Source organism: Dietzia sp. CH92 (assembly GCF_032248695.1).
Classification (GTDB): Bacteria; Actinomycetota; Actinomycetes; order Mycobacteriales; family Mycobacteriaceae; genus Dietzia.
Genome location: NZ_JAVHXC010000002.1, coordinates 397,620 through 423,559, shown reverse-complemented (window position 1 = coordinate 423,559; position 25,940 = coordinate 397,620). Strand labels below are relative to the sequence as shown.

Below are 25,940 nucleotides of genomic sequence, written 5' to 3'. Positions count from 1 at the left end.
GAGGCTGTCATGGCGTGGGTCGTACTCGTTCTGTCCGGAGTTCTGGAGGCGGTGTGGGCCACGGCGCTCGGCCGCTCGGAGGGGTTCACGCGACTGTGGCCCTCGGCCGTGTTCGGCGTCGCGTTGGTCGTGAGCATGGTCGGTCTGGCCTACGCGATGCGCGACCTGCCCGTGGGCACCGCGTACGCGGTCTGGGTCGGCATCGGTGCCTCGCTGACCGTCGTCTACGCGATGGTCACCGGTGCGGAACCCGTCTCGGCCGCGAAAGTGCTGTTCCTCGCGATGATCGTCGGCGGCGTGGTCGGACTCAAGGCCGTCAGTTGATCCATCGGGCATGCCCGAAGGGCCGCACGATGTCGTAGCCCGGCCGTACGGTGGGCTGCACCGCACCCGAGCTCGCCGATCCGCCGAGTCCGAGAGCGGGCCGAGTCCACAAGGAAGGTTCTCCTCCTATGACCGCAATCAGCACCGTCGACCGCGGACCACGCGTGGTCGCCCGCAGCGTCACCGTGAACGCACCCGCCGAGGAACTGTTCGCCCTCGTCAACGATCCCCGGAAGCACGGGCTCGTCGACGGCTCCGGAACCGTGCGGGACAACGTCCAGGGGCCGTCGACCCTTCATGCCGGGGCCAAGTTCACCACCGCGATGCGGATGTACGGCGTGCCCTACCGCATCACCTGCACGGTGACCGAATACCGCGACACCCCCACCCGGAAGGTGATCGAGTGGGCGCATCCCGCCGGTCACCGGTGGCGCTGGGAGTTCACCCCGGCCCCGGGCGGGAGGACCGAGGTCGTGGAGAGTTTCGACAACCGGCCGTCCAAGCTGGGGAAGTTCTTCGAGATCGTCGGCGTGGACAAGCAGAACGCGGCGGGCATCACCGAGACGCTGTCGAAGCTCGCGGCGAAGTACGAGACCGCGACGTGATCACGCGCTGACACGCGCTCCACAGATCAGTGCGGGTGCCGCCTGGTCCTCCCGCCCGGTGATCTAAGGTGGTCGGCGACACGGGGTGCTGCCCATCCGGGCGGCTGAGATCACACCCGTCGAACCTGATCTGGGTAGTTCCAGCGAAGGAATGTCGATACGGCGCACACCGCCCGTCACCGCGGGTCGTGGCGCCGCCGCCCGACCACCGCGCACCGGCGTGGTCGACGAGCGGAGCCACATCGTCACCCTCGCCGGGACCACCGGGAAGTGAGTGGCAGTGAACAGCGGACACAGTGTGCGAATCGACGAGCAGGTCGTCCTGGTCACCGGCGGAGCCCGCGGACTCGGTGCAGACATCAGTCGCGCCTTCTCCCGCGAAGGCGCTCTCGTCGTCGTCAACTATCACCGCAGCGAGGCCGCCGCCGACGACCTCGTCCGCGAACTCGGCACCGACCGGACCATCGCCCTCCGCGCCGATGTCACCGACGACGACCAGGTGCGCGCCCTCGTCGACGCCGCGCGCGCCCACTTCGGCGCCCCCGTCACCACGGTCATCAACAACGCGCTCGTCGACTTCTCGTTCAACGGCGACGCCCGCCCCCGCCCCGACGCGCTGACCTGGGGCGATTTCGACGCCCAGTTGCGCGGAGCCGTCAAGGCCACGCTCGCCACCACCCAGGCCACGCTGCCGGGAATGCGGGAGGCCGGCTCCGGACGGATCGTGAACATCGGCACCAACCTGTTCCAGCACCCCGTCGTGCCGTACCACGACTACACCGCCGCCAAGGCCGCCGCGCTGTCCCTGACCCGGACCCTCGCCGCCGACCTCGGACCCGACGGCATCACGGTGAACATGGTCTCCGGCGGACTCCTCCAGACCACCGACGCCAGCGCCGCCACACCCGCCGAGGTGTTCGACCTCATCGCCTCCGGGACCCCACTGCGGCGTGCGATCACCCCGGCCGAGCTCGCCGACGCCGTGCTGTTCTTCGCCTCCCCGTGGGCGCGTGCGGTGACCGGGCAGAACCTCATCGTGGACGGGGGACTGGTCAACGGGTGAGGCCGGGCCGGGCCCTCCGAAATCCGCTACTCCGCCTCGGAATCCGCTACTCCCGTGGAGGTAGCGGATCCGCCGGCGGAGTAGCGGATTGTGTGCTGGACGGGCCGACTGCCCGTTGTGCAGGGTCTCGGATCAGGGAGTGCCGGTGCCCTCGTCGGCGGCGGGGGAGGTGTTGGTGCCGCCGTCGTTGATCTCGAAGCGGGTCCACTTGCCGTCCATGTCGACCTCCATGGCGTACCCGAGCGCGTCGTCCGGGACCTCGACCGTCTTGAACCAGTCGTACGCCTTGGTGTCGTCAGCGAACTCCTTCTCGTCGATCACGTTCTGGTCGGGGTCAATCACGCGGTAACGGGGCATGCTTGCTCCTTCGTCTCGAGGGAAGTCTGCGGTCCTCCGCAGTGTCGGTGATTCGTGGCGAGGTCGCATCCGGACGGGGCGCGTACGGTCGGAATCCCGACGACCCAGGAGGCCTGCCGTGACCACCGATCCGAACGCCCAGCCGCTCATCGACCCCACCACCAAATACGAGGTCGACATCCCCCTGCAGTCGCAGCCCGTACCGGGGCTGGCCTCCGAGCTGGAGCCGCCCGCCGATCACGGCGAGACCTCCTACGTCGGCCACGGAAGACTCACCGGCCGCCGCGCGCTCATCACCGGCGGCGACTCGGGGATCGGCCGCGCGGTGGCGATCGCCTACGCCCGCGAAGGCGCCGACGTGGCGATCGGCTACCTCCCGTCCGAGCAGTCCGACGCCGACGAGGTCGCCCGACTGGTCCGTGAGGCGGGCCGCACCTGCGTCCTGCTGCCCGGCGATGTCGGCGACGAGCAGGTGGCGCGGGGGATCGTCCGCGACGCCGTGGCCGGACTCGGCGGGATCGACGTGCTGGTGCTCAACGCCGCCCGGCAGACGTACGTCGAGAACCTCGAGGACCTCAGCTCCGAGCAGTGGGCGGAGACGATGAACGTCAACATCTCGGCGCCGTTCTGGATGATGCAGGAGGCACTTGGTCATCTGCAGCCGGGCGCGAGCGTCATCTTCACCTCGTCGGTACAGGCGTACACCCCGTCCCCGGGCCTGGTGGACTACGCCACCTCCCGCGCGGCGGTGAACACCATGTCCAAGGCGCTCGCGCAGCAACTCGCGCCGCGGGGGATCCGCGTGAACGCGGTGGCGCCCGGCCCGTTCTGGACGGCGCTGCAGGTGACCGGCGGGCAGAAGCCCGAGAAGCTGCCGTACTTCGGTCAGAAGAACCCTCTCGGCCGCCCCGGCCAGCCGGTCGAGATGGCCGGCGCGTACGTCTACCTGGCCTCGGAGGAGTCCTCGTACACGACCGGCAACACCCTCTCGGTGACCGGCGGTGCGCCCACGCCCTGACGGCGGGCCCTGCAGGGCAGCGCGTGCGGGGCGAACCGGGACTCCGCCGAGGGCATGAACACAGCCGCCCCCGCCGATGGCGTCTGGCGCGCACCGCGGTGCGGGCGAGACGCCATCGGCGGGGGCGGCTGCGGATGTGGCGGGCAGGGGCGGGGGCGAGACGCCATCGGCGGGGGCGGCTGCGGATGTGGCGGGCAGGGGCGGGGGCGGGACGCCATCGGCGGGAGCGGCTGTCGCCGAAATGAGCGACGCGCGCCGCCCAGGGGGGAGGGCGACGCGCGTCGGGGGGAGGAGTCGGTCGGAGGGGGAGGGCGGGGGCGCCGTCCCGCCCGGCCCGGCCGACTCCGGTCTGTGGGCCTACGGCCGGATCAGGTGTCGTGGATGATCACGCCGCGCATGATCTTCCCGTCCTGCAGATCCCGGTAGCCGTCGTTGACCTGGTCGAGCGTGTACGTGGTGGTGATGAGCTCGTCGAGCTTGAGCTTGCCCTCGTCGTACAGGCGCAGGAGCTTGACGATGTCGTACTGCGGGTTGGCGGAGCCGAAGAGCGTGCCCGTGATGGTCTTGCCGAACAGGGCCATCATGGTGCCGCTGACCTGCACGGTCTTGTCGGTCATGTTGCCCAGGCCGGTGATGACCACCCGGCCGCCCTTGCCGATCACGTCGAACGCGTCGGAGACGACCTGCTCCTCAACGGTGCCCACGAGGATCAGCGCCTGGTCGGCCATCTGACCCCAGGTGAGCTTCTCGACCTCGGCGTGGGCCTCGGCCGCGCTCGCGAAGGCGTGGGTGGCGCCGAACCTCAGCGCCTCGTCCCGCTTGAACTGGACGGGGTCCACCACCACGACGTGGCGCGCCCCGGAGTGGACCGCACCCTGCACGGCGTTGATGCCCAGGCCGCCGATGCCGTAGATCACCACGGTGTCGCCCTGGCGCACGCCGCCGGCGTAGACCGAGGTGCCCCAGCCGGACGGCACGCCGCAGCCCACGAGCACGGCCTTGTCGAGCGGCAGCCAGTCGTCGACCTTGACCACCGAGTGCTGCGAGATGACCGACCGTTCGGAGAAGGTGCCGAGCATGCACATGGCGCCGAAGTCCTGGCCGCCCGAGTGGAAGCGGAAGGTGCCGTCGGGCATGTGTCCGTCGAGGATGGTCGCGCCCATGTCGCACAGGTTCTGGCGCCCGGTGGAGCAGTAGCGGCACACGCCGCAGTTGGGGATGAACGAGCACACGACGTGGTCGCCGGGCTTGACCTTGGTGACGCCCTCGCCGACGGCCTCGATGACGCCGGCGCCCTCGTGGCCACCCACGATGGGGAAGCGGGGCGGCAGCGAGCCGTCGGACAGGTGTAGGTCCGAGTGGCACAGGCCGGCGGCCGTGTACTTGATGAGGACCTCGCCGGGGCCGGGGTCGTCCAGGTCGAGCTCGATGATCTCGAACGGCTTGTGGGTGTCGAACAGTACGGCGGCCTTGGTCTTCACGGTGGTGGTCCTTTCGAGGGGCGGGCGCAGGGTGCGGTGGAGAGGGGGGACTCCGGCGTCCCCGGAGTGGTCACGGGGACGCCGGGTCCCGGTCTGGGTGGGCCGGTCGCGTCAGAGCTGGATGTTGACCGAGCGGGTCTGGGTGTACAGGTCCAGGGCGCCGGCGCCGAGTTCGCGGCCCCAGCCGGACTGCTTGAACCCGCCGAACGGCATGGCGGTGTCGAAGCCGTTGTACTGGTTGACCCACACGGATCCGGCCTGGAGGCGGCTGGCCACGTGGTGTGCCTTGGACAGGTCCTTGGTCCAGACGCCGGCGGCGAGGCCGTACACGGAGTCGTTGGCCTGGCGGACGGCGTCGTCGACGTCGGAGAACCGCAGGGCGGCCACGACGGGGCCGAAGATCTCCTCGCGCACGACGCGGTCCTCGGGCTTGACGTCCACGAAGACGGTGGGCTGGATGAAGTATCCGGTGTCACCGTGGCGGGCGCCGCCGGTCAGCGCCCGGCCGCCGTCCTCGATGCCGGCCCGCAGGTAGTAGGAGACCTTGTCGAACTGGTCCTGGTCCACCACCGGCCCGAGCACGGTGTCGGGGTCGAGCCCGTGGCCGATGGGGGCCTGCGCGGCGGCGTCGGCGACCGCCTGGGTGAACTCGTCGTAGATCGAGTCCTCCACGTAGAGGCGCGTGCCGGCGGTGCACGCCTGGCCGTGGTTGAACATCCACGCGGCGACGGAGCCGGCGACGGCGGCGTCCCAGTCGCAGTCGGCGAAGACGATGTTGGCGCTCTTGCCGCCCAGCTCGAGCGACACCTTCTTGAGGTTGCCCTTGGCGGCGTCCACGATGAGCTTGCCGACCTCGGTGGAGCCGGTGAAGGCGACCTTGTCCACGTCGTCGTGGGCGGAGATCGCGGCGCCGGCGTCGCCGAAGCCGGTGATGATGTTGACCACGCCGTCGGGCACGCCGGCCTCCTGGCAGATCTCGCCGAGCAGCAGGGCGGTGAGCGGGGTCTGCTCGGCCGGCTTGAGGACGAGGGTGTTGCCGGTGGCCAGGGCGGGGCCGAGCTTCCAGGCGGCCATGAGCAGCGGGAAGTTCCAGGGGATGATCTGCCCGCACACGCCCACGGGGACGCGCTGGGTGTAGGCGTGGAACTGCTTGTCGCCGGCGAACGGCATGGAAACGGGGACGGTGGAGCCCTCGATCTTGGTGGCCCAGCCGGCGTAGTAGCGGAACACGTCGGCGGCCCAGGCCACGTCGACGGCCGTGGCGATCGCGACGGACTTGCCGTTGTCGAGGGCCTCGATCTGCCCGAACAGTTCGGCCTTGGCGTCCAGCAGGTCGCCGATGCGCCAGAGGATCTGCTCGCGCTCGCGCGGCTTCATGGTGGCCCAGGCGCCGTCGTCGAACGTGCGGCGGGCGGCGGCCACGGCGCGGTCGACGTCCTCGGGCCCACCGTGGGCGACGCGGGTGATCTCGGCGCCGGTGGCGGGGTCGTGGGTGGCGAAGGTGCGGCCGTCGGCGGCGTCGACCCACTGGCCGCCGATGAGCAGGCGGTGGGGGCGGGCGAGGAACTCGCGGGCCTCGGCCCCCAGGCGCTCGTCGACGTGCGCGGTGGAGTCGGTGTCGCGGGAGAGTGTGCCGGTCATGTCTACCTCCGAAGATCCGACCGCCTCATCTGTGAGGCCGGTCACAACCCATCCTGAGGTCGGGCGGAGGCCCCGAGGTGTTCAGATTCTGGACAGCCGCGTGGACACGACCGTCAAGACCGCCACGGCCGCCACGGTCGATGCGGCGGGGGCGTCAGGACAGCCCGAACTCCCGCATGCGGGCGTACAGCGTGGTGCGGCTGATCCCCAGGCGCCGGGCCGCCCGGGAGCGCACGCCGTCGCACTCGGCGAGGGCCGCGACGATCGCGTCGTACTCCCCGCGGGCCAGCTCGCCGGGCCGGGGTGGCCGCGCCGCGCGGGACCGTGACGGCAGCGCGTCCACGTCGAGGCGCCCTGATCCCCGCTGGTCGAGCCGGTCCAGGCAGTCCCCGAGGACCGAGCGCAGCGTCACCAGTCCGTTCGGCAGGTCGAGCACGCAGGCCGCCTCGACGAACCGCGCCGTCACCGTGGGGGGTGGCGTGCCGCGCCGCGCGGCGAGGTCGGCGACCATGGCGCGCACGATCTCGCCGCCCTCGGCGCCGCGTTCGTGCAGGGGCCGGACGGCGGTGCGTCGGTCGCACGTGTCGATGACCGCCCTCACCGCGGGGCGCGGGTCGTCGAGTCCGGTGACGACGACGAGGTGGTCCGCGGCGGACTGCAGGCGCGCCGCCAACCTCCGCAGATCGGCGTCGGCCAACAGGTCGATGTCGTCCAGGATGACGGGCCCGGACAGATCACGGAGGGCGGGCAGTGCGAGTTCCCGCCACGCGGAGGTGGCGTCATCGGATTCCGCGAGTCGGACATGGCGGGCCCGTGGGCCGGCGATCGACCTCGCCGTCGTCGACCTCCCCGACCCGGACGGTCCCACCACGGCGTGGCCCCGCACCACCGTCGCCACCGGGGCGTTCCGGCCCGGTCCCGCGTCGAGCCCGCGGGCCGCGGCGTCGACCACCCGCGCGGCGCGGGGCGTGGGCCCGGGGGCGTCGGGGAACGTCAGGTCCAGCAGGTGGGCACGGCGCCCCACCCGGCTGGCGAGCACGCCCACCGGACCCACGGACAGTTCCACGACGTCGCCCACCTCGTCCCGCTCGACGAGGCGCCGCAGCGTCACGAGGTCCGTGGAGTCGAGCCGCTCGAGGCTCGAGTGCGACGCCAGCACCACCTCGTCGCCGAACGCGCAGGTCGCCGCGTCGCCGGAGCGGGTGCGTTCGACGAACCGGCGCCAGAGTTCACGGTCGTCGGCGCGGGCGGTGTCGACGTAGCGGGCTTCGATGTCCGCGACGATCTTGCGGACGAACGGGGCGAACAGGTGCGAGGCGTCCGCGCTCATGCCGGTGAGGTTGACCGCCCCGACCAGCCTCCGGGTGAGCGGGTCGATGATCGGGTGCCCGTAGCAGACGAAATCGCGCAACAGTTCCGCGAAGTGCTGCTCGCCGTGGATGAAGACCCCGGCGCGGGTCTCGAGGGCGGTGCCGATGCCGTTGTTGCCGACCGTCTCCTCGGTGAGCGTCGCGCCGTCGTCGACACCGCGCCGCAGGAGCATGCGGGAGATCCGCGCGTGGTCGCGGACGGTGCGGATGACCCGGCCCTCGCGGTCGGCCAGCAGGAGGGTGGCGCCGGTGTCCCGCAGGACCGCGTCGAGGCCGTCCATCACCGGGCGCGCCGCCTCGGCCAGGCGGTGGGAGCGCGAGGCACGCGGGTCGGGCGCCCCCGGACGTGCGCTCCGCGGCGTCAGCCCGCTCAGCTCCGACCGGCGCCACGCCAGGCCCAGCGGGTCCGCGGTCGACGCGGAGGGTGCGGCCGGGGGGAGGGGGCCGGAGGGCGCGGCGGACGGACGGATGATGTCGGGCACGGGCACCTCCGGGAGCGCGCGAGGGATGTGATCTACACCATACGGGCGCGCCGCCGGGGCCACCGCGCGTCGCGGGTCAGGGGTGGCGCGCCGCGTGCGCCGGGTGCACCAGGTGGTCGGGCAGGCCGGCCGTGCGCGGCGTCGGCGGGCCCGAGGCGAGGCGCGCGGACACCGCGTCCGCGCACCCGGTGACGGCCTCCACGGCGCGGGCGACGGCGCGGCCCGTCATGCGCCGGCCCGGGGCGACCGCCACGGATCCCACGGCCCGCCCGTCGGCCCGGAGCACGGGCGCGGCGATCGAGGCGACGGAGAGGTCCGCGGTCGCGTCGAGCTCGGCGTCGGTGACGTCGATCTCCGACAGTTCGACGAACAGCTCGGACACCCGGTCGCGGACCAGCGCGCCGATGCCCGAGGTCTCCAGCGAGTCGGCCATCCGCAGCAGCTCGCGGCGGGCGGGGGTGAGCCGCTCGATCGACCAGCCGCGGCGCGCGATCTGCGGCAGCACCACCTCGAGGCGGTCGCGCGCCGCCGGGGTGAGTCCCGTGGCCCCGGCCAGCCACCGACGCTGCTCGGTCAGGGGCATGCGCGCGGCCAGCTCGCGGGCGAAGGGGGCGCGCACGGGGACCACGTGTCCGACGGGCATGACCTCGCGCGACGCGGTGCGCATGCCGGCGCCGACCGAGTCGACGACCTCGGCCATGCCGTCCCGGACCTCGAAGACCACCCCCGCGATCCCGGTGGCGTCCGCGAGCGTCTCGAGCGGTTGGCGGGCGGCCCGGACCAGATCGACCTCACCGGCGAGCGCCGTGCCCACCGCGCGCAGCTCCGGGCCGGCCCGCCACCCGCCGCCCGTCTTCTCCGCCCAGCCCTGCGCGTCCATCTCCGCGATCACGGCGTGCAGCGTGGACCGACTCGCCCCGGTGAGCCGCGCGATCTCCGCCAGGGGCAGGGGAGGTCCGTCGGTGGCGAGCGCTCGCACCACGGAGAGCACCCGGCGGGTCGGTTCGTGTCGCATAGCCGTGATCCTATGTCGACTATCCGACAGGGCGGGGGTGATTCGGTTCACCGAGATGGAAAAGCGACCCTCCCGGGCGCAGGATGGTCCAGACGCCCGGAGGTAGACAGACCGGTCTGCCCAGCTGTCCGGTCCGCCGGTTCAGCCCACGACACTGGAGGTCGCATGACGACGAGGTCGGCGGTGACGCTCTCGCATCTCGACGCGCTCGAGGCGGAGTCCGTCCACATCTTCCGCGAGGTAGCCGCGCAGTTCGAACGCCCGGGGATGCTGTTCTCCGGCGGCAAGGACTCGGTGGTGATGTTCCACCTCGCCCGCAAGGCCTTCTGGCCCGCGCCGATGCCGTTCCCGCTCATGCACGTCGACACCGGGCACAACTTCGACGAGGTGATCGAGTACCGCGACCGCGTCGTGGCCGAGACCGGCGTCCAGCTCCTCGTCTCGCACGTCCAGGACGACATCGACGCCGGCCGCGTGGTCGAGGACACCGGGGTCGGCGCCAGCCGCAACCGCCTCCAGACCACCGCGCTGCTGCGCGGCATCCAGGAGAACCGCTTCGACGCCGTCTTCGGCGGCGCCCGCCGCGACGAGGAGAAGGCCCGCGCCAAGGAGCGCGTCTTCTCCTTCCGCGACGCGTTCGGCGCCTGGGACCCCCGCGCGCAGCGCCCGGAGCTGTGGAAGCTCTACAACGGCAAGCACCGCAAGGGCGAGCACATCCGCGTGTTCCCGCTGTCCAACTGGACCGAGCTGGACATCTGGCAGTACATCGAGCGCGAGGACATCGACCTGCCGCCGATCTACTACGCCCACCGGCGTGAGGTCATCGAGCGTGACGGCATGCTCCTGGCCAAGACCCGGTTCCTCGAGACGCTGCCCCACGAGGAGGCGCGGACCGAGCTCGTGCGCTTCCGCACGGTCGGCGACGCCACCTGCACCGGCTGCGTCGAGTCCGACGCCGCCGACAACGCCGCCGTCGTCGCCGAGGTCGCGGGCACCCGCGTCACCGAGCGCGGCGCCACCCGTGCCGACGACCGCATCTCCGAGGCCGGCATGGAAGACCGCAAGAAGGAGGGCTACTTCTGATGAGCACCCCCACCACGGACACCGCGACCAGCGACGCCACCCCGGCCACCGCCGACGGCTCCGTCGAGCACCCGCACACCATGGCCGAGCACGCGCAGCTCCTGCGCATCGCCACCGCCGGCTCGGTCGACGACGGCAAGTCGACCCTCATCGGGCGCCTGCTGTTCGACTCGAAGGGCATCTTCGAGGACCAGCTCGCCTCCATCGAGGCCACCTCCGCCAAGCGCGGCGACGAGTACACCGACCTGGCGCTGCTCACCGACGGATTGCGGTCCGAGCGGGAGCAGGGCATCACGATCGACGTGGCGTACCGCTACTTCTCGACCCCGCGGCGCAAGTTCATCATCGCGGACACCCCGGGCCACGTGCAGTACACGCGCAACATGGTCACCGGCGCCTCGACCGCGGACGTCGCGATCATCCTCGTGGACGCGCGCAAGGGCGTGCTCGAGCAGACCCGCCGTCACGCGTTCCTGTCCGCCCTCCTGGGCATTCCCCGCCTCGTGGTGGCCGTGAACAAGATGGATCTCATCGACTACGACGAGGCCACGTTCGAGGCCATCCGCGCCGAGTTCACCGACTTCGCCGCCAAGCTCGAGGTCCACGACGTCACCTTCGTGCCGCTCTCGGCGCTCAAGGGCGACAACGTCGTGGAGCGGTCGGACGCCATGCCCTGGTACACGGGCCCGGCGCTGCTCGACCACCTCGAGAACGTGCACATCGCCTCGGACCGCAACCTCACCGACGTCCGGTTCCCCGTGCAGTACGTGATCCGCCCCCAGCGCGCCGACGGCCTGGATCACCGGTCCTTCGCCGGAACCGTCGCGGGTGGGATCATCAAGGTCGACGACGACGTGGTCGTCATGCCGTCCGGTCGGCAGTCCACGGTCAAGGCGATCTGGGGCCCGGGCGGAGCCGAGCTGGACGAGGCCGCGGCCCCCGCCGCGGTGACGATCGCGCTCAACGACGAGATCGACATCGTCCGCGGCGAGATGATCGCCCGGCCCGGCAACCGGCCGCACCAGGGCACCGAGCTCGAGGCCATGGTCTGCTGGTTCGCCGACGACACCACCCTCGAGACCAACAAGCGCTACATCGTCAAGCACACGACGCGCGAGACCAAGGCGATCGTGACGGGGATGGAGTACCGGCTCGACGTCAACACGCTGCACCGCGACCCCGACTCCACCGAGCTCCAGCTCAACGAGATCGGGCGCATCGGCCTGCGGACGCAGACGCCGCTGATGTACGACCCCTACCGTCGCAACCGCGACACGGGCGCGTTCATCCTCGTCGACGAGATCACCGGGAACACGGTGGGCGCGGGCATGATCATCGGGCCCGCCACCACCGGCTCCAACGTCGTCTGGCACGCCGGGGCCGTCCAGCGCGGCGACCGCGGGCAGGGCCGCACCCTGTGGCTGACCGGCCTGTCCGGCTCGGGCAAGTCGACCATCGCCTCCGAGGTCGAGCGGCTGCTCATCGAGTCCGGTCATCCGGCGTACATCCTCGATGGGGACAACCTGCGCCACGGCCTCAACGCCGACCTCGGGTTCTCGGCCGAGGACCGGGCGGAGAACATCCGCCGCACCGCGGAGGTTGCGGCGCTGTTCGCCGATGCCGGCGTCGTCGTCATCTGTTCCCTCATCTCGCCCATGCGCGCCGACCGCGACGCGGCGCGCCAGGTCCACGCCAAGGCCGACCTGCCGTTCACCGAGGTCTTCGTGGACACCCCGCTGGCCGAGTGCGAGGCCCGCGACCCCAAGGGTCTGTACGCCAAGGCCCGGGCCGGCGAGATCCCCGAGTTCACCGGCGTCTCCGCGCCGTACGAGCCGCCGCTGACCCCCGACCTGCACGTGCGTCCCGAGGACGGGACCGCGGAAGAGGTCGCGCAGCGAATCCTCAGCTCGATCCTGGGAATCTGAGCCGGTGCCCGAGGCCCTGTGGACCTACGACTCGCTCGGCCTGCTGGTCGTCAGCGCCGTCATCGGCGTGGTGATCGGCCTGACGGGGATGGGCGGCGGCGCGCTGATGACGCCGGCGCTCATCCTCGTGGGCATCCCGCCCACGGCGGCGGTCGCCAACGACCTCGTGGTCAACGCGGTCAACAAGGTCGTGGGTGCGGGCGTGCACTGGAGGCACGGCAAACCCAATCTCAAGATCGCGTTCTGGCTGGTCATCGGCTCGGTGCCCACCGCCTATCTCGGGGCGTGGCTCGTCCACGCGATCGGGGCGGACGACGTGCAGGGAGTGCTCAAGAAGGCCATCGGCGCGACCCTGATCGTCGCCTCGACGGCGTACTTCCTGCGCGCGTTCTTCGAGATGTCCGGACGCATCCGCACCGGTGACGATCCCGACCCGCCGGTCAAGCCGGTGCTCACCCTGCTCGTCGGCGTGGTCGGCGGGCTGATGGTGGGCATCACCTCGGTCGGCTCGGGCACCGTCATCATGATGTGCATCATGCTGCTCTACCCGACGCTCGCCGCCCTGCGACTGGTCGGCACCGACCTGGTCCAGGCGGTCCCGCTGGTGATCGCGGCCGCGATCGGCCACGTCATGGTCACCGGGGTCGACTGGGACCTGCTGGTCCCGCTGCTCGTCGGTGGCGCGGTCGGCACGTTCTTCGGGTCGAAGTTCGCCGGCCGCGTCCCGGGCGGTCTCATCCGTCGCGGCATTACGATCGTGCTCGCCGTGACCGCGTCGGCGATGCTCGGGGCGTCGCCGCTGCTGATCGGGATCATCACGCTCGTGCTCGTGGTGGGCGGCCCGCTCGTGTGGAAGGTGCTCGTGCGCCGCTTCTCGGTGCACCTCGAGGAGCCGGTCGAGCAGCGGTCCGGGGCGTCGACCCCCGCCTGAGTCACCCTCCCCGCACCTGTCGGACGTCGCCGCTCGCGTCGGGCTCCGCCGCCCGCACCAGACGCAGCCGCCCGGATGCCACGCCGCGGCTCACCAGGCGCCGCCGCGGCTCGCACCAGACGCCGCCGCTCGGATGCCAGGCCGCGGCTCACCAGGCGCCGCCGCGGCTCGCACCAGACGCCGCCGCTCGGATGCCAGGCCGCGGCTCACCAGGCGCCGCCGCGGCTCGCACCAGACGCCGCCGCTCGGATGCCAGGCCGCGGCTCACCAGGCGCCGCCGCGGCTCGCACCAGACGCCGCCGCTCGGATGCCAGGCCGCGGCTCACCAGGCGCCGCCGCGGCTCGCACCAGACGCCGCCGCTCGGATGCCAGGCCGCGGCTCACCAGGCGCCGCCGCGGCTCGCACCAGACGCAGCCGCTCCTCGGGATGGCGTCTCGCGCTCACTACAAACGCAGCCGCTCCCGAACATGGCGTCTCGCGCTCACCGCGGGGCAGGCGAGACGCCATCTTCAGGGGCGGCTGCGTGGTGGGCCGTGCAGGGATGGGGGCGAGACGCCATCTTCAGGGGCGGCTGCGTGGCGTACGGGCGGCCGGAGGCGATCGCGGGTCGAGCGAGCGCGTCAGCGGGCTTCCCAGGCGTCTCTGTCGAGCGTGAGCTCGTGCACCTCGCCCGGCAGGTGCCCGGCTGCCAGGTCGGCGATCGTCACCGCGTCCATCACCCGGCGCAGCGCGGCCCGCGACGCGATCCACACATGCTGCAGCACCGCCGCCCTTTCGTTGTAGACCACCGACTCGGGCCGGACGTCGTAGACGCTGACCAGCGGGCCGTCGACCGCACGCAGGACGTCGGCCACCGAGATGTCGGCAGCGGCGCGGCCGAGGAACCATCCCCCTGTCTTGCCTCGGCGACTGGCCACGATCCCGGCGCGACGCAGATCCGACAGGATCGCCTGGAGGAAGCCGTGCGGGATGTCCTGCAGGCGCCCCAACTCCTCCGCGCTGACCGGGTTCTCACGCGGGTCACGATCGGGCATCTCGAGCTGGGCCGCCGCGAGCTCGACGAGCGCGCGCAACGCATAGTCCGATTTGGCCGTGACCCTCATGCGACACAGTCTCCCAGAGCGGCCGGCGCGCCGGACGGGGAGTGCTCCGCAGCGGCGCGGGCCGGACGCGGGGCGCCCGGACCGTCCGACTCATCCCCACATCGCCCGGGCCAGCGGAAAAGAATCTGGTCGCCCGTCCATGTGGACGAACGACCAGATCCGGGCGCGAGCGGCAGTGGGGTGAGGCGGCGCGCAGCGGGTGGGCGCCGAACGGGACAGCCGTTCGGCGCGAACGGGTCTCAGGCGCCGGCGGGAGCCGGTTCCGCACTCGCGGAGGGGGCGGGCCCGTCGGAGGTGCTGAGCTCGTCGTCGTCGCGCCCGATCTTCCTCTCGGTGCGCACGGCCCACGTGACGAGGCTGATCCAGACGACGACCAGGGCGATGAGGATCGGGGTGGTGGCCGCCGACGGCACCTCGGCCCACTGGAGCAGGGTCCGCGAGTTGGTCACGACGATCAGGCCGCCGGCCGCGGTACCGAGCACTCGCGCGGGCAGGTGCTTGACCAGCCACGCGGCGAACGGCGCCACGATCACGCCGCCGATGAGCAGTGCCAGGGCGTAGCCCCAGTTGATCCCGGCGGCGCCGAGTCCGAGGAGGAAGCCCAGCGAGCCGCCGACGGCCACGACGAACTCGGACGTGTCGATCGAGCCGACGACCTTGCGCGGCTCCACCCGGCCCGACGACAGCAGCGAGGTCGTGCCGACCGGGCCCCATCCGCCGCCGCCGAGGGAGTCGAGGGTCCCGCCGACGAGGCCGAGTGGGACCAGGAAGCCGGTGCGGACGCGGCCCTTGAACTCCGGGCGCCGACCGCCGAGGGCGAGGAAGCGGTAGAGGACGTACAGGCCCAGCGCGAGCAGGATCGCGCCCACGACCGGCTTGGCCACGTCCGCCGGGAGGTTGGACAGGATCGTGGCGCCGGCGAACGCACCGATCGCGCCCGGGATCGCGAGGACGCGCACGATCCGCCAGTCGACGTTGCCCAGCTTGTGGTGGGAGACGCCGGAGGCGAGGGTGGTGCCGATCTCGGCGAAGTGCACGGACGCCGACGCCGCCGCCGGGGCGATGCCCGCCGCGACCAGCAGGGTCGTGGACGTCACGCCGTAGGCCATGCCCAGGGAGCCGTCGATGAGTTGGGCTATGGCGCCGACGACGCCGAGCACGATGAGGGTCTTCACGAGCTCCCCTTGAGAAGAGTGGATCGATTAAGTCGAGTAATACAGTAGACATACGACGCGGACGATGTCTAGACCGATCTGTCTATCGACATCGCGGGGGCGCCGAACACCGCCGCGTGCCCGGCCCCGGCGCCCGCCGCCCCCGATGTGAGCACCGCACTACCGGCGATAAAAGATTTGTGAGAATATAGGCGTCACCGCGCGGGCTTAGGGGGCCGGCGCCAAGCTCGAGGAGACCAATGAACGAGGTCGGAGAGCGCGTGTGCTTTGTCGAGGAGACCGGGGACGGCGCCGTGTGGGGATGCCGGCGCTGCGGCGCCCGGAGCGGGGTGCTCCCGTCCCGCGGAGCCGCGCGGGTCGCGGCCGACGCCCATCGGTGCCCGGACGAACCCGCCCGAGTCGTGAGGGAGTACGGCCACGGCCGACGCCGGGGGTTCCGGTCGCGTCGGCGGTGAGCCTCCTAGGCTGGGGGCATGACCTCCGCCACGCGCTCCCCGGACCAGCAGCTCGCCGTCGACCTCGCCATGGACGCCGGGCGACTGCTGGTCGAGCTCCGGTCCTCGGGCCCCACCGGGCGCGCGCTCGGCGACGTCGGTGATCGTCGCGCCAACGAGCTGCTGCTCGCGCGGCTCGCGGACGCGCGGCCGGACGACGCCGTCCTTTCCGAGGAGTCCCGGGACGACCTCTCCCGCGTGGACGCGGACCGGGTGTGGATCATCGATCCCGTCGACGGCACCCGCGAATACGGTCTCGGCGACCGGCCCGACTGGGCCGTGCACGTCGCACTGTGGGAGCGCGACGGGGACCCGGCGTCGTCACGGCTCACCGCCGCAGCGGTGGGGCTGCCCGCGCTCGGGGTGGTGTGTGGGGTCGACGACGACGAGATCTACGCCGCACCGGTGGGCAACGGCGGGGTCGACGGGGGAGGCCTCCTGCCGCCGCGTTCGGACACCCGGCCGAGGATCGTCCTCTCGGCCTCCCGACCGCCCGCCTTCGCCGATGCCGTGGCCGACGCCGTGGGTGGTGATCTGGTACCGCTGGGCTCGGCCGGTGCCAAGGCGGCGGCCGTCGTCCGCGGCGAGGCCGACGCCTACATCCACGCGGGCGGGCAGTACCAGTGGGACTCCGCGGCGCCCGCGGGGGTCGCGCTGGCCCGCGGGTTCGTGGCGGTTCGGATCGACGGCTCGCCGCTCGAGTACAACGTGGCCGAGACGTACCTGCCCGATCTCGTGGTGTGCCGAGCCGACCTCGCCGACGCGATCCTCGGCGCCATCGCCGACGCCTGACCGGCCCGGGCCGCGGTGTCAGGGCAGCCGTCGGCGGTCCACCGCGCCGCCTCTGCGCAGGCTCACCAGGGCGTCGAGCAGCGTGCGCCGGCGCAGCGGCGGTGACGTGCCGGCCCTCCCCGCGGCGATCGCGTCGATCACCTCGCGCAATGCCACGTCCGCCGGGACCGTGGGGCTCCACCCGAGCTCCGCGCGGGCGCGGGTCGTGTGCATGAGCGGCGCGCCGAACGCCAGGTCGACCCAGCCGATGCTCACCGGCTGCAGGCGCAGCAGCCAGCTGACGTGGACGAGTTGCCGCAGCACGCGGTAGGGCACGTGCACGGGCCGCGCACCGAGTTCGCGCGCGAGCATGTCGAGCGTGATCGGGGGCTCGGCGGCGATGTTGAACGCCCCCAGCACGCCGGTCGTGGCGGCCGCCGCCAGCGCGGAGGCCATGTCGTCACCGTGGACCAGCGGCACGGTCAGCCGACGGTCCACCGGGAGGATCGGCAGCGCCCGTATGAGGCGGGCCGGGGTCAGGGCCGGGGTGAAGTAGCGCAGCAGCCCCGAGGCGGCCCCGCCGTGGACGATGAACGCGGGCCGCATGCGGGCGATCGTCGGAGCGCCGGGGTGCCGCTGCTCGTGCAGGTCCAGCAGGTGCTCGGCGGCCGTCTTGTGGCGGTTGTAGGCGGCGGTCGGGACGCCCCCGAGCTCGGCGTCCTCGCTGACCCGCCGCTCGACCGAGATGCCGGGGCCGCCGTCGGAGACGGGGGCGTACGCGCCCACCGAGGACTGGTGCACCAGGTGCGGCACGCCCGCCAGGCGGCACGCCTCGACAACGGCCGCGGTCCCGCCGACGCCCAGCCGGTGGTGGTGGTCGACGTCGCGGGTCGGCTGGAAGCCCCACGCGAGGTGGATGACCGCATCCGCGCCGCGGAGGACGTCCACCAGGTCGGCGGCGCTCGCGTACGACAGGTCGACGCGATGCCATGACGCGCCGTCGTAGGGCGGGGCGGCCGGCGGGAGGCGGCGGCACAGCCCCACGACCTCGTGGCCGTCGGCCAGCAGGCGCCGCACGAGTGGGGTGCCCACGTTGCCGCTGGCGCCGGTGACGACGATCCGCATCCGGCGGGCCGGGGGATCGGGCTCCGGGTTCTGCGTCATCGCCCCATCGTCGGCGATGTGCCGGGCTCACGCATCCGGAAGATGCGCGTCGGCCCGGCCCCGCGCGAGGCGGGGCCGGGCCGATCCTGCGGGCGACGCGGCGGGCGCTGAGGTGGTGCGCCCGCCGCCAGGAGATCAGGAGTTGTCCGTGACCAGGGCGCCGGCGATCGCGGCCATGAACGCGTCCTTGGCCAGGGACATGCCCTCCTGGCTGGGGCGGATGCCGTCGGACTCGGTCATGGCGGGGTTGCGGAAGTACATCGCCAGCAGGCCGGCCGAGAAGACGCCCAGGGCCGCACCGGCGATCCGGCGGGGCACGACCGGGGTGAGCAGCGCGGCGCCGATCCCGATCTCCGAGTAGGCGACGAACTTGCCGAAGGTGTCCGGGTCCATCTTGGTGACGGCCGGCACGCCCGTGGCGGCGAAGCCCTGGAGGCCCTGGGCGGCCTCGGTCGGCATGCCGCGCTTGCTCAGGCCGGAGTTGAGGACGAAGGCGCCGCTGACGCCGCGGAGAATCGCGTTGGACAGGCTCATCGTGTGCTCCTTTGATCGTGGTCTCGAGTGTGGTGACGCACCAATTTGATGACGTGACATCGAACAGGGTAACGCAGCCGGGTGCGCGTCACATCTCACGGGGGAATCACGGTATCGCCTGCCGGGGGGCGTGTGCACTCGGGAGGCGACGGGGCGAGCGGTTTCCTGCGCCGAGGCGCCGGGACGGATGCGGACGGGCCACGGTGGTGGGAAAGTCTGGAGGTATGAGTACGACGAGTCGCGACATCACCGACAAGCCCGAGCCGGACGCCGACCCCGATCACGGCAAGCCCGAGTCGCCCACCTCACTCAAGAGTGGCGCGTGGAAGATCGGCATCAAGCGCGCGGTAGGTGAGTTCTCCAGGGACAAGTGCACCGATCTCGCCGCGAGCCTCACGTACTTCGCGGTCCTGTCGCTGTTCCCCGCCCTGCTGGCGGTGGTGTCCCTGCTCGGCGTGTTCGGGCAGGGCCAGGCGACGGTGGACGCGGTGATGGAGTTGCTCGAGGGCGCGGCCCCGGAGGAGACGCTCGCCGCGTTGCGCGGACCCATCGAGTCGGTCGTCAACACCCCGGCCGCCGGCGTCGCCCTCGTCACCGGTCTCGCCGGTGCGCTGTGGTCGGCGTCCGGGTACGTGGGCGCGTTCGGTCGGGCGATGAACCGCATCTACGAGGTCGAGGAGGGCCGGCCCTTCTGGAAGCTCAAGCCGGTCACCCTCGTGCTGACCGCGGTCCTCCTCCTGCTGGTCTGCCTCGCCGGGCTCCTCCTGGTGGTGAGTGGACCGATCGCCGAATGGGTCGGGAACCTGATCGGTCTGGGGGAGACCGCCGTGACCGTGTGGGGGATCGCCAAGTGGCCGGTGCTGGTGCTCGTCGTCGTCGTCATCCTGGCCGTGCTCTACGGGTTCGCGCCCAACGTCAAGCAACCCAAGTTCCGCTGGATCTCGATCGGCGCGGTCATCGCACTGATCGTGTGGGCGGTGGCGACCGGCGCGTTCGTCTTCTACGTGACCAACTTCTCCAGCTACAACGCCACCTACGGCTCGCTCGCCGGCGTCATCATCTTCCTTCTCTGGCTGTGGATCACCAACAACGCGTTGCTGTTCGGCGCGGAGGTCGACGCCGAGGTCGAGCGCGCCCGTGAGCTGCAGGCCGGGATGCCCGCCGAGGAGACCATCCAGCTCCCGCCCCGCGACACCACGGCGAGCGACAAGGCGGCGGAGAAGCAGCAGCAGACCATCGACGACGCGGCCGAGGTCCGCCGCGAGGCCCAGGCCGAACAGGCCCGCCACCGCGACTGAGCGGCCCCGGCCCGCCGGCGGGTTCGCGTCCGTCCGCCCGGCCCCCGCAGCCGCTCCCGGGGATGGCGTCTCGCTCCTCGGGATGGCGTCCCGCTCCCGGGCCCGCCCCTGCAGCCGCTCCCAGGGATGGCGTCTCGCTCCCGCGGATGTGCGCGATTTCCGCAGCCGCTTCCGGGGATGGCGTCTCGCCCTCCCCGCGGTGCGCGCGAGACGCCATGGCCGGGAGCGGCTGTGGCGGTGGCGGGCAGGCGCCCTCGGACGGGCACACGCCCGGCGAGGCTGACGCGCTCCGGGCCGGCAACGGCCACAATCGGGGCATGACCACTTCGGACGGGCCCACCGCCGCCATCCGCAGAGGCCTGCGGACCACCCGGATGGTGCTCATCCGCTCGATCACGGAGTTCCTCCGCGACCGCGGGCCCGACCTCGCCGGGTCGCTCACCTACTACGGAGTGCTCTCGCTGTTCCCGGCGGTCCTGGTCGTGGTGTCGCTGCTCGGCGTCTTCGGCCAGGGCTCCAGGACCGTCGACGCGGTGATCGACATGCTCTCCGACGTCGCACCACCCGAGGTGCTGGACCCGGTGCGCGGGCCGGTCGAGGCGCTGGTCACGACGCCCGCCGCGGGTACCGCACTGATCGTGGGCACGGCGGTCGCGTTGTGGTCGGCGTCCCGGTACGTGCGGGCCCTCGGCCGGGCCATGAACGCGATGTTCGGCATCCAGGAGGGGCGCCCACCGTGGCGGCTGCTGCCCGCCGGTCTGGCGCTGACGGCGCTGCTGATCGTGCTCGTCGCCGTAGGCGGGGTGGCGCTGGCGTTCAGCGGCCCGGTGGCCGAGACGGTCGGCGACTGGATCGGGCTCGGCGACACCGCGCTGGCGGTGTGGGGGGTCGCCAAGTGGCCCGCCGCCGTGGTGGCGGTGATCCTCGCGTTGGCGATCCTCTACCGGTTCGCGCCCAACATCTCCGGTCGCCGGTTCTCGTGGCTGTCGCTTGGAGCGGCGGCCGCGCTGGCGATCATCGCCGTGGCCACGGCGGGCCTGAGCTTCTTCGTCTCCAACTTCGACAACTTCAACCGGGTGTACGGGTCGCTGGCGGGCGTCATCGTGTTCCTCCTGTGGTTGTGGCTGGTCAACATGGCGGTGGTGTACGGGGTACGTCTCGATGCGGAGGTGCTCCGAGTGCGCCAACTCCGGTCGGGCATCGCCGCAGAGGAGGTCATCCAGGTGACCCCGCGCGACACCCGGGCCTGCGAGTGGGAGAACCGCCAGCGCGAGAAGATGATCGCCGAATACCGCACGCTCCTGCGCGAGCCGGCGGATGGACGGGCGCCCGAGCCCGCAGACCCCGCTACCGAGACGCCCGAGCCCGCGGACCCCGCGACCAAGACGCCCGAGCCCGGCAAGCCAGCCACGGAGCCAGCCGCGGGGTCAGACACCGAGCCGCACAGCGGGACTGACACCGAGGCGCCCGCTCGCGCGGAGTCGACAGTCAACGCCGAGGGGCGCGGCCCCGGCCGGTAGGGTGCGGGGCTGCCCGCCGACCGAGGAGCCCGTGATGACCGATGACAGGCCCGCGACCGACGTCCCCGCCCACGCCGGCGCACCCGAGATCTGGAGCCTCGACCATCCCGAACACGGGGTCCTCGAGTTCGCGGTGGGCACCCCGGCCGAGCTCAAGACCATCGACCCCGGGTACCCGCAGCGCAGGCCGCCAGAGAAGGCCGCACCTTCGGCTGCCGCGTCTCCGGGATGCGCGCTGCTCCGCGACGGGGTCGTGGTGGCGCGGGCCCGGCAGATCAGCGACCGGCGCTTCTCGCTCACGGCGGACCCGCCGCCCCCGGGTGAGCACACCACGCCGCCGCCGCTCGCGGGCCCGCGTGTCCAGGTACGCACCAACCTGCTCGACACCGCGGTCCGCCAGGTGACGTTCCGCGGGGGCCTCGACGTGGTGCATTTCGACCCGCCGCCCGGCTCCGCGGCCGAGGCCCGGCTGGAGGCGATCGCGTCGTCGCCGTGGAAACGTGTGGTCTACCCGGTCGCGGCGGGCATCGGCAGGTCGGGGTGGGCCATCGCGATGATCCTGTTGTTGCCGGTCCTCGGCCGGTTGCTGGATCCCGTGCTCGACTGGATCATCGAGCGCCTGGCGGACATCCCGTGGCCGAGCATCCCGTGGCCGGACATCCCGTGGCCGAGCATTCCGTGGCCGGACATCACGCTGCCGAACATCCCGTGGCCGGACGTCACGCTCCCGGGGTGGGTGGAGTTCCTGCTCGAGTACACCAAGGTGTGGGTGCCGCTGGTGGCGGGAGTGGCCCTGGCGGTGGTGGCGGTCCGGCACTCGCGGAGGTCGCGCGAGATCAAGCGGCGCTGGGCGGACCGGCAGCGCGACGAGCCGTCGGGTGGCGGTCCGGCCGGACGGTAGGGTTGTGCCCATGCGCCTCGTCGTCACCGGGGGAGCCGGGTTCATCGGCGCCAACTTCGTCCGCTCCGTCGTCCGCGAGCACCCGCAGGCACACGTCACGGTGCTGGATTCCATGACGTACGCGGCCAATCGTGAGAGTCTCGCGGACCTCCTCGAGCCGGCGGGCGGGGCGGGCCCGTCGAGTGGTGGTCGGCCGGTGGGGGACGACGACGAGGACCGCGGCGGCACCGCCGGCGGGCGGGGTCGCGTAGAGCTGGTGGAGGCGGATTGTGCGGACGCCGCGATCACGGATCGGTTGGTCTCGGAGCTGACGGGGCCGCGCGACGCGGTCGTGCACTTCGCGGCGGAGAGTCACAACGACAACTCGTTGGCGACGCCGTGGCCGTTCGTGCACTCCAACATCGTGGGCACGTACACCATTCTCGAGGCGTGCCGTCGCCATGACGTGCGGCTGCACCACGTGTCGACGGACGAGGTCTACGGGGATCTGCAGTTGGACGACCCGGCCAAGTTCACGGCGGCGACGGCGTACAACCCGTCGAGTCCGTACTCGGCGACCAAGGCGGGGGCGGACATGCTGGTGCGCGCGTGGGTCCGCAGTTTCGGGGTGCGCGCCACGATCAGCAACTGCTCCAACAATTACGGGCCGTACCAGCACGTGGAGAAGTTCATCCCGCGGCAGATCACCAACATCCTGGACGGTCGCCGGCCCCGCCTCTACGGCAGTGGAGCCAACGTGCGGGACTGGATCCATGTCGACGACCACAACGCCGCGGTCCTGCGCATCCTCGAGTCGGGGGAGCCGGGCCGGACGTACCTGATCGGCGCGGACGGCGAGCGCTCGAATCTCGAGGTCATGCGGCTGATCTGCGAGCTCATGGGCGTCGCGGGCACGGACGGTGACCCGGGGTTCGACCACGTCACGGACCGGCCGGGCCACGACCTGCGGTACGCGATCGACGCCTCGGCGACCCGCGAAGAGCTGGGCTGGCAGCCGCGGCACACCGACTTCCGCGAGGGCCTGCGCCAGACCATCGAGTGGTACGCCGAGCACCGGGACTGGTGGGCGCCGGTCAAGGAGCGGGTCGAGGCGCGGTACGCGCGGACGGAGACGGTGCTGTGACGGTGGGGGTGGCGCGGTGAAGGGCATCGTCCTGGCCGGCGGCAGCGGTACGCGGTTGCAGCCGCTCACGCTCGCCACGAGCAAGCAGCTGGTGCCGGTGTACGACAAGCCGATGATCTACTACCCGCTGTCGACGCTGATGCTGGCGGGGATCCGCGACATCCTCGTCATCACGACGCCCGAGGACGCGGGTCAGTTCCGGCGGCTGCTGGGTGACGGGAGCCAGTTCGGCATCACGCTGAGCTACGTGGAGCAGGCGGCGCCGGAGGGGTTAGCGCAGGCGTTCGTGCTGGGCGCCGAGCACATCGGAGACGAGCCGGTGGCGCTGATCCTGGGTGACAACATCTTCTACGGCCCGGGCATGGGCACGCAGTTGCGTCGGTTCGCCGACCTCGACGGGGGCGCGGTGTTCGCCTACCGGGTGGCCGATCCGAGCAGGTACGGGGTGATCGACTTCGACGCGGACGGGCGGGCGATCAGTCTCGAGGAGAAGCCGGAGAACCCGGCCTCGGACTTCGCCGTGCCGGGCCTCTACTTCTATAGTGCCGACGTCGTGGAGGTGGCGCGCGGGCTGAGCAGGTCGGCGCGGGGGGAGTACGAGATCACCGACGTCAACCGCCACTATCTCGAGCAGGGGCGGCTGCAGGTGGAGGTGCTCCCGCGTGGCACCGCCTGGCTCGACACGGGCACACACGATTCGCTGCTCGACGCGGGCAACTACGTCCGCACCATCGAGGACCGGCAGGGCCTGAAGATCGGCTGCCCGGAGGAGGTGGCGTGGCGGATGGGGTATCTCGACGACGACGAGCTCACCACCCGTGCCCACGCCCTGCAGAAGTCGGGGTACGGCCGATACTTATTGGAGATCCTGCGCAGGGAGAAGGGGCGTACGCCGTGAACGCCGACGACGACGGCACCGCCGAACTCCCGGACGCGCTGCCGCGCGTGCTGGTGACCGGCGGGCGCGGTCAGGTGGGCACGCACCTGCGGCTGGCCGGGCCCGGCGAGGTGCTCGCTCCCGGCCGGGACGAGCTGGACATCAGCACTGCGGAGTCGGTGGCGGGGTACCTGGACCGGCACCTGCCGGCGGTGGTGATCAACGCCGCGGCGTACACCAATGTCGACGGGGCCGAGTCGGACGAGGCGGGCGCGCACCTGGTCAACGTGGAGGGGCCGCGGATCCTGGCGGAGGCGTGCCGGGAGCGCGGCCTGCGGCTGGTGCACATCAGTACCGACTACGTGTTCTCCGGCGAGGTCCCCGGCGGCCGCGGGGCCCCGGGCGGAGCGGGTGAGCCCGACCCGGAGACCGCCCCGGCGCTCGAGCCGACGGACGTGACCGCCCCGGCCACCGTGTACGGCCGCACCAAACTGGCCGGCGAGCACGCCGTGCTGGCCGCCCACCCCGAGGCGACGATCCTGCGCACGTCCTGGGTGTACACCGGGCCGGAGCGGGAGCGACTGGGGATCCCCGGCGGGGACTTCGTGGCGACCATGGCCCGCCTCGAGCGGGAGCGTGACGAGGTCAGCGTGGTGGACGACCAGTGGGGCTCGCCCACGCACGCGCCGACACTGGCCGCGGCGATCCTCGAGATGCTCGCCCGCGAGGCCGCCGCGCTCGACGGTGCCACCCGGGACGCTGCCGCGGCCGCCGTCGACACCCGTGGCCTCGTCCTGCACGTCGCCGGTTCCGGCCGTGCCACCTGGTACGAGGTGGCCCGCCGCACGTTCGCGTACCTGGGCGCCGACCCGGCCCGTGTCCGTCCCTGCACCACCGCCGACTTCCCCCGGCCCGCCCCGCGACCCGCGTTCTCCGTGCTGTCCGGGCGGGCCTGGGCCGACGCCGGACTGACGCCGCTGCCGGACTGGGACGACAGCCTGCGCGCGGCACTCGACACGGGAACGGGCGCCGGGGGAGTGGACACCTCGTCGTCGTCGTCCCGCTCGCCCCGGTGACCCCGGCCTCGCCGCGCCGAACCCGGAGCGCCTCCCGCCGGTCCGCCCCCGGCGGGACCGCGCTGCGCCGGGTTGCGACGGGCCTCGGTGCGGCGGTACTGGTCGCCGCCCTCGGGCTCACCGCCTGGGGCGCCTTCCTCCTCCGTCCGCACGGCGACGAACCGGTACGCGCTGACGCGGTCGTCATGCTCGCCGGCGCCGACGACGGCCGACACCTGCACGCCCGCGACCTCGTCGAGGCCGGGTACGCCGACACGCTCCTCGTCAGCAACCCCGGCGGCACCTCCGAACTCGTGGCGCGGCGCCTGTGCACCGGCATCGCCCGGCCCGCAGACGCCGAGGTCGTGTGCTTCTCACCCGACCCGCGCACCACCTGGGGCGAGGCGCTCGCGGTGGACGCCATCGCCCGCGCGCGCGGCTGGGAGCGGGTGCTGGTGGTGACCAACCGCCCCCACACGCTGCGGGCGGGGACGTGGATGCGCAACGCCACGGACCTCGACGTGCGGATGACGCCCATCGACCGGGTCGACCGCGTGATGCTGCCCGTGCACCTGGTGTGGGAGATCGCCGGCTGGATCAAGGGCCGCGTCAACGGCCACTGGTGACGC

At 72.3% G+C, this 25,940-nt stretch carries 24 protein-coding genes and 1 riboswitch; of the genes, 15 read left to right on the top strand and 9 right to left on the bottom strand.

What is annotated here, in order from left to right; all coding sequences use genetic code 11:
• Positions 1 to 9 precede the first annotated feature (9 nt).
• From RWK90_RS05370 to RWK90_RS05360, 3 genes are all read left to right on the top strand, one after another.
• Positions 10 to 324, top strand: a complete 315-nt coding sequence (locus RWK90_RS05370; RefSeq protein WP_314035522.1) for a multidrug efflux SMR transporter — start codon at positions 10 to 12, stop codon at positions 322 to 324.
• Between the two features lie 128 nt (positions 325 to 452).
• The gene (locus tag RWK90_RS05365; protein WP_314035520.1) at positions 453 to 929 is read left to right on the top strand and encodes an SRPBCC family protein; all 477 of its coding nucleotides are present in this window, start codon (positions 453 to 455) and stop codon (positions 927 to 929) included.
• A 71-nt stretch (positions 930 to 1,000) separates the two neighbouring features.
• A riboswitch (TPP riboswitch) is annotated at positions 1,001 to 1,098 on the top strand.
• 129 nt (positions 1,099 to 1,227) lie between these two features.
• On the top strand, positions 1,228 to 1,992 hold the full coding sequence (locus RWK90_RS05360) for a 3-oxoacyl-ACP reductase (RefSeq protein WP_314035518.1): 765 nt from the start codon (positions 1,228 to 1,230) through the stop codon (positions 1,990 to 1,992).
• Positions 1,993 to 2,124: 132 nt separating this feature from the next.
• Here the strand turns inward: RWK90_RS05360 and RWK90_RS05355 are convergent, their stop codons facing one another.
• Positions 2,125 to 2,349, bottom strand: a complete 225-nt coding sequence (locus RWK90_RS05355) for a hypothetical protein (RefSeq protein ID WP_314035516.1) — start codon at positions 2,347 to 2,349, stop codon at positions 2,125 to 2,127.
• Positions 2,350 to 2,467: 118 nt separating this feature from the next.
• On the opposite strand from RWK90_RS05355, the gene RWK90_RS05350 reads away from it, so the two are divergent.
• Positions 2,468 to 3,367: an SDR family oxidoreductase gene (locus RWK90_RS05350; RefSeq protein WP_314035515.1), complete on the top strand. Its 900-nt coding sequence runs from the start codon at positions 2,468 to 2,470 to the stop codon at positions 3,365 to 3,367.
• 368 nt (positions 3,368 to 3,735) lie between these two features.
• Here RWK90_RS05350 and RWK90_RS05345 read toward each other — a convergent pair whose 3' ends face one another.
• From RWK90_RS05345 to RWK90_RS05330, 4 genes are all read right to left on the bottom strand, one after another.
• The gene (locus RWK90_RS05345) at positions 3,736 to 4,848 is read right to left on the bottom strand and encodes an NDMA-dependent alcohol dehydrogenase (RefSeq protein ID WP_314035513.1); all 1,113 of its coding nucleotides are present in this window, start codon (positions 4,846 to 4,848) and stop codon (positions 3,736 to 3,738) included.
• Between the two features lie 111 nt (positions 4,849 to 4,959).
• Positions 4,960 to 6,489, bottom strand: a complete 1,530-nt coding sequence (locus RWK90_RS05340; protein WP_314035511.1) for an aldehyde dehydrogenase family protein — start codon at positions 6,487 to 6,489, stop codon at positions 4,960 to 4,962.
• Between the two features lie 154 nt (positions 6,490 to 6,643).
• Positions 6,644 to 8,341 carry a helix-turn-helix domain-containing protein gene (locus RWK90_RS05335; protein ID WP_314035509.1) on the bottom strand — a complete coding sequence of 566 codons (1,698 nt, stop codon included), beginning with the start codon at positions 8,339 to 8,341 and terminating at the stop codon, positions 6,644 to 6,646.
• Positions 8,342 to 8,417: 76 nt separating this feature from the next.
• Positions 8,418 to 9,356: a helix-turn-helix domain-containing protein gene (locus tag RWK90_RS05330; protein WP_314035507.1), complete on the bottom strand. Its 939-nt coding sequence runs from the start codon at positions 9,354 to 9,356 to the stop codon at positions 8,418 to 8,420.
• A 165-nt stretch (positions 9,357 to 9,521) separates the two neighbouring features.
• Between RWK90_RS05330 and cysD the strand changes: the two genes are divergently transcribed.
• The 3 genes from cysD to RWK90_RS05315 are packed head-to-tail and all read left to right on the top strand — an operon-like array spanning position 9,522 to position 13,295.
• A complete protein-coding gene (cysD, locus tag RWK90_RS05325; RefSeq protein ID WP_314035505.1) occupies positions 9,522 to 10,439 on the top strand; it encodes a sulfate adenylyltransferase subunit CysD in 918 nt (305 codons plus the stop codon).
• Positions 10,439 to 12,364 (top strand): sulfate adenylyltransferase subunit CysN, encoded by a 1,926-nt coding sequence (gene cysN, locus RWK90_RS05320; RefSeq protein ID WP_314035504.1) that lies wholly within the window; start codon positions 10,439 to 10,441, stop codon positions 12,362 to 12,364. Before cysD ends, cysN begins: the two co-directional genes overlap by 1 nt.
• A gap of 4 nt (positions 12,365 to 12,368) precedes the next feature.
• Positions 12,369 to 13,295, top strand: a complete 927-nt coding sequence (locus RWK90_RS05315) for a sulfite exporter TauE/SafE family protein (RefSeq protein ID WP_314035502.1) — start codon at positions 12,369 to 12,371, stop codon at positions 13,293 to 13,295.
• Positions 13,296 to 13,916: 621 nt separating this feature from the next.
• Here the strand turns inward: RWK90_RS05315 and RWK90_RS05310 are convergent.
• Together RWK90_RS05310 and RWK90_RS05305 are read right to left on the bottom strand one after the other, a co-directional pair.
• Positions 13,917 to 14,399 (bottom strand): Rrf2 family transcriptional regulator, encoded by a 483-nt coding sequence (locus RWK90_RS05310; protein WP_314035500.1) that lies wholly within the window; start codon positions 14,397 to 14,399, stop codon positions 13,917 to 13,919.
• A 239-nt stretch (positions 14,400 to 14,638) separates the two neighbouring features.
• On the bottom strand, positions 14,639 to 15,574 hold the full coding sequence (locus RWK90_RS05305) for a sulfite exporter TauE/SafE family protein (RefSeq protein ID WP_314035498.1): 936 nt from the start codon (positions 15,572 to 15,574) through the stop codon (positions 14,639 to 14,641).
• 473 nt (positions 15,575 to 16,047) lie between these two features.
• Between RWK90_RS05305 and RWK90_RS05300 the strand changes: the two genes are divergently transcribed.
• Positions 16,048 to 16,860 carry a 3'(2'),5'-bisphosphate nucleotidase CysQ gene (locus RWK90_RS05300; RefSeq protein ID WP_314035496.1) on the top strand — a complete coding sequence of 271 codons (813 nt, stop codon included), beginning with the start codon at positions 16,048 to 16,050 and terminating at the stop codon, positions 16,858 to 16,860.
• Between the two features lie 18 nt (positions 16,861 to 16,878).
• Here RWK90_RS05300 and RWK90_RS05295 read toward each other — a convergent pair whose 3' ends face one another.
• Both RWK90_RS05295 and RWK90_RS05290 read right to left on the bottom strand, forming a co-directional pair.
• On the bottom strand, positions 16,879 to 18,003 hold the full coding sequence (locus RWK90_RS05295) for an NAD-dependent epimerase/dehydratase family protein (protein WP_314035494.1): 1,125 nt from the start codon (positions 18,001 to 18,003) through the stop codon (positions 16,879 to 16,881).
• Between the two features lie 135 nt (positions 18,004 to 18,138).
• A complete protein-coding gene (locus tag RWK90_RS05290) occupies positions 18,139 to 18,537 on the bottom strand; it encodes a hypothetical protein (protein ID WP_314035492.1) in 399 nt (132 codons plus the stop codon).
• A 224-nt stretch (positions 18,538 to 18,761) separates the two neighbouring features.
• Here RWK90_RS05290 and RWK90_RS05285 point away from each other — a divergent pair, with 224 nt between their 5' ends.
• From RWK90_RS05285 to RWK90_RS05255, 7 genes are all read left to right on the top strand, one after another.
• Positions 18,762 to 19,835, top strand: coding sequence for a YihY/virulence factor BrkB family protein (locus tag RWK90_RS05285; RefSeq protein ID WP_314035490.1), 1,074 nt, complete (start codon positions 18,762 to 18,764; stop codon positions 19,833 to 19,835).
• Positions 19,836 to 20,152: 317 nt separating this feature from the next.
• Positions 20,153 to 21,355 (top strand): YhjD/YihY/BrkB family envelope integrity protein, encoded by a 1,203-nt coding sequence (locus RWK90_RS05280; protein ID WP_314035487.1) that lies wholly within the window; start codon positions 20,153 to 20,155, stop codon positions 21,353 to 21,355.
• A gap of 34 nt (positions 21,356 to 21,389) precedes the next feature.
• Positions 21,390 to 22,256, top strand: a complete 867-nt coding sequence (locus RWK90_RS05275) for a hypothetical protein (RefSeq protein WP_314035485.1) — start codon at positions 21,390 to 21,392, stop codon at positions 22,254 to 22,256.
• Positions 22,257 to 22,266: 10 nt separating this feature from the next.
• Positions 22,267 to 23,379: a dTDP-glucose 4,6-dehydratase gene (gene rfbB / locus RWK90_RS05270; RefSeq protein WP_314035483.1), complete on the top strand. Its 1,113-nt coding sequence runs from the start codon at positions 22,267 to 22,269 to the stop codon at positions 23,377 to 23,379.
• 16 nt (positions 23,380 to 23,395) lie between these two features.
• The gene (rfbA, locus tag RWK90_RS05265; RefSeq protein ID WP_314035481.1) at positions 23,396 to 24,277 is read left to right on the top strand and encodes a glucose-1-phosphate thymidylyltransferase RfbA; all 882 of its coding nucleotides are present in this window, start codon (positions 23,396 to 23,398) and stop codon (positions 24,275 to 24,277) included.
• Entirely contained in the window at positions 24,274 to 25,332 is a 1,059-nt protein-coding gene (rfbD, locus tag RWK90_RS05260; protein ID WP_314035479.1) for a dTDP-4-dehydrorhamnose reductase, read from the top strand. Before rfbA ends, rfbD begins: the two co-directional genes overlap by 4 nt.
• Positions 25,329 to 25,937, top strand: coding sequence for a YdcF family protein (locus RWK90_RS05255; protein ID WP_314035477.1), 609 nt, complete (start codon positions 25,329 to 25,331; stop codon positions 25,935 to 25,937). The genes rfbD and RWK90_RS05255 overlap by 4 nt, the downstream gene beginning before the upstream one ends.
• The last annotated feature ends 3 nt before the right edge of the window (positions 25,938 to 25,940 follow it).